This is a genomic window from Parasphingorhabdus sp. (genome assembly GCF_049667325.1).
Lineage (GTDB): Bacteria > Pseudomonadota > Alphaproteobacteria > Sphingomonadales > Sphingomonadaceae > Parasphingorhabdus.
In genome coordinates this window covers 1-3,279 of sequence record NZ_JBATHY010000198.1, presented here as the reverse complement: position 1 = coordinate 3,279, position 3,279 = coordinate 1, and the positions used below count along the sequence as shown (strand labels likewise).

At 57.0% G+C, this 3,279-nt stretch carries 5 protein-coding genes; 2 read left to right on the top strand and 3 right to left on the bottom strand.

What is annotated here, in order from left to right; translation table 11 throughout:
- On the top strand, window positions 1-456 hold a 456-nt coding region (locus tag WBM93_RS08995; protein WP_424431093.1), incomplete at its 5' end, for a pyridoxamine 5'-phosphate oxidase family protein.
- A 106-nt stretch (window positions 457-562) separates the two neighbouring features.
- Here the strand turns inward: WBM93_RS08995 and WBM93_RS08990 are convergent.
- From WBM93_RS08990 to WBM93_RS08980, 3 genes are all read right to left on the bottom strand, one after another.
- Entirely contained in the window at window positions 563-1,198 is a 636-nt protein-coding gene (locus WBM93_RS08990; RefSeq protein ID WP_424431091.1) for a hypothetical protein, read from the bottom strand.
- 139 nt (window positions 1,199-1,337) lie between these two features.
- Window positions 1,338-1,850 carry a hypothetical protein gene (locus tag WBM93_RS08985; protein WP_424431089.1) on the bottom strand — a complete coding sequence of 171 codons (513 nt, stop codon included), beginning with the start codon at window positions 1,848-1,850 and terminating at the stop codon, window positions 1,338-1,340.
- A gap of 25 nt (window positions 1,851-1,875) precedes the next feature.
- Entirely contained in the window at window positions 1,876-2,409 is a 534-nt protein-coding gene (locus WBM93_RS08980; RefSeq protein ID WP_424431087.1) for a hypothetical protein, read from the bottom strand.
- A gap of 99 nt (window positions 2,410-2,508) precedes the next feature.
- Here WBM93_RS08980 and WBM93_RS08975 point away from each other — a divergent pair.
- Window positions 2,509-3,279: LysR family transcriptional regulator (locus WBM93_RS08975; protein ID WP_424431086.1), on the top strand; the 771-nt coding region annotated here is incomplete at its 3' end.

Sequence of the window (3,279 nt, the reverse complement as noted above, 5' to 3'; positions counted from 1 at the left end):
GAAATCCGGGAGGAATTCTGGGAATCGATCGCGGACAGCCCGTTTGTGATGCTCTCGCTCGATAGCGGCCGCGACCACGCCATCCCGATGCGCGCGCAGCTTGACGAGGATGCCAACAGCTCGATCTGGTTCTACACTTCACGCGACAACCGGCTGGCCCAGGGCGGCCCGGCGATGATGCAATTTATATCCAAGGGCCATGATCTGTTTGCCTGTGTCTCCGGCAACCTGAGCGAAGAAACCAGCGAAGCGATAATCGACAAGCACTGGAGCAACCCCGTCGAAGCGTGGTACAGTCAGGGCCGACAGGATCCCAGCCTGCTGATGCTGCGCCTTGACCTCGGCGACGCCGAAATCTGGGAAGCCGATCCCGGCGTTGTCGGCATGTTCAAGATGATGACCGGCATGACGATGAGCGGCGACGAAATGGGCGATCATGCGAAGGTTGCTTTGTAGCGGGTGATTGGTCGCGTTGGTGTTGGGGTGATGGACAGCAGCTTTGCTGCACCGTCATCATAGACCAAAGTGCCGGCCTGATTCCGCTAATTTCTCCGCCTTTAAATCAGTTTCCGGGATCAGTTTCGGGCAAGCCAATTATATCCGACGGAGGGAGATCAACTTCCAATATCGATTCGGTCGGCAATATCGGCAGCGTCATGGGCGGCTCTTGCAACTCTGTTATCTCCGGTTCGATCGCGACCGTACGTAAACCCAGCCTGATTTCGGCTGCCTCGATCGCGAGCTCTTCGGATGTTTTACACTGTTGGGCCGCGGCATAGCCCTTGAGAAATCCCCTCCGGGCGACTCCGGCATAGACCGCGCTTTCCATTCTGCGGCGGGCGGCGTTAGCGCCGGACAATTCCCGTACCGCGCCGCGGAACGGAATAAAGCCGCCAAGAAAACTCCCTCCGCTTTTCAGGGCCTTGCTGACCAATCCCGACTGTTTCTGCGGGGCATCAACGTCCGGTCCCAGCACATCTTCCAATTTTGTTATCTCGCGCCGTAGCGCCGAACAATCCTGCAGACGATCCAGAGAATATGGCTCGTCCTGAATCGCCAACAGTTCGACGGGGATGTCATCCGACCGCAAATTGAGATCGTTGAGCGGCTGGGTCACGGCATCGCCGGCATTTCCGATGACACCTTTTTTACGCTGACCTTGCGCGGCAAACGCCGGGGTTGAAAGCATCGCGATCATCAGGACGGTCAGAACGGGAAAAGCACGGGAAAACGGGGCCGGACTTGTCCGACCCCGCCCCTCTGTTTTCCGCTCGGGCGCGTGCGACCCTGAACCTGTCGCGCCCGGGTTGCTCACAGAATTTCGAAAGCTGGTTTGTTCACTCGCCAATAGTCGTTCCCTCGTTCGGAGCTGTTTGATCGTTGTTGATCGGCGCAGACTGCGCTCGAATATAGCGAAATTCCCGTTTCGCCTGCACCCTGTCGGCCATGCGCATCATACTGCTACTGGCGGTGGCCAGAATGGCGATGATGATCTGCATCCCGATGGACAGGGCACCCGCCTCCACGAGAAACAGTATCACGATTGCACAGCTGCTGCTGAGCAATAGAAACTCGGCGGCATAGGTCGCCAGCGGACGAATGGTGAATGCTCCCCCCGTCATCAGGAGAAAACCGAATACCGCCCATTGGGCGGCCACGATATACGCGCCGACTTCTGATCCCATGCCAATCAGCAGGCGGAGAGGTCCTGGTCCGACAAGTTGCAAAATACCGAGGAACATGATCAAGCCGCCCGAGCCGGTTGCGATTCTGTCGATAACACCGCGCGGCGCCCGGTGCGGCGCGTTGCCGTCGGATCGCCCGTCGCTGACGATATGAGCCGTTGTCATAAACTGTCGCTCCGTGCCTGCCGGTCTAGCTGCTCGTCGCCATGCTGCGCTGCTGCGCTTCTGCTTTCATGGCGCGGGCCTTGTCGATATCGGACTGCGCTTTTACAATGGCTTCCTGTGCTTTGGATTGCTGTTTCATCGCCTTGGTCAGGTTACCCTGCCCATCTGCATGGCGATTGTCATTTTTCGCCCAGCTCTTGGCGGCATCACTCAGTTTATCAGCCCATTTTGCAGCATCTTTCGAGCTTGCAAAAGTCGGGACATTCGCGGTCATCTGACGAAATTCGTCAGACGCGTTGCCAATTTTTGATTGCGCATTGTCCCGCTTTGATTTTGCATCCAGAACATTCTTGCTGGCATCGTTCATATCGCGCTCGGCATTGATCAGATTTTCCAGAGCCTGGCTTTCGAGCTTGACGCCCTTGTCCCACAGCTTCTGATATTTGCCGGTCACGACAATCTCGCTTTGGACGCCGGGCGACTGCGCATGGGCGATGGTTGGCAGCGCAGCGCTCACCATCATGGCCGCGGCAACGGCGCAGGAAATCACATGTTTCATTTCAATCACTCCATCAAATAGATAACGGGTCTCTAGAGGGGGCTTTAATTTCAATCAAACGGGATTGTCAGAAGGTTATATTTGGTTTATCTAAATTGAATGGACATCGTTGCCTTCAGGACTTTTCTCGCAGCAGCGGCCACCGGCAGCTTTGCCGGAGCAGCCCAGCGGGTCAATGCCAGCCCCTCCAGCGTCACCGAAAGAATCAAGCAACTGGAACATCTCCTCGGGGCGCGTCTGTTTGACCGGGACAAGCGGGGATGCCGACTGACCGCCGCAGGTCACAAATTTATGGACCCTGCCCGGCAATCGATACGCGCGTGGGAAATCGCCCAGCATGTCGTGTCGCTGCCCGAACAATATACTCAAAGCATAGCGATTGGCGGACAATATGCGTTATGGGGTGCCATGCTGACCGACTGGCTAGCCAGCGTCCGCGAAAATTTGCCCGATGTCGCCTTCCGGGTGACGACCGGCGCTTCGACAAGGCTCAATCGCGATATCCAGGACGGTTTTCTCGATATGGTGATTCTCTACGATCCTGTGTTCGGACGCGGCATCCAGTCGGAAAAATTATATGATGACCGGTTGATTCTGGTTTCGGGGAATGATGACGACAATTGGCGCGACCATTATGTCCGCGTCGAATGGGGACAGACACTGGGCGCCGAGATCACCTCGCAGCTCAACATCAAACCCGCGGCCGGACTGGTACTCGATCTCGGCAATCAGTCGGCACGCTGGCTGATCGAGCAGAGGATGTGCGGGTTCATGCCCCAGCGGCTGGTCCAGACCCATCTGGACGAGGGTCGGTTGAGGCGCGTCGGCGGCGTTCCCGATTTTGATTATCCGGCCTATGTTTGCTGGCGC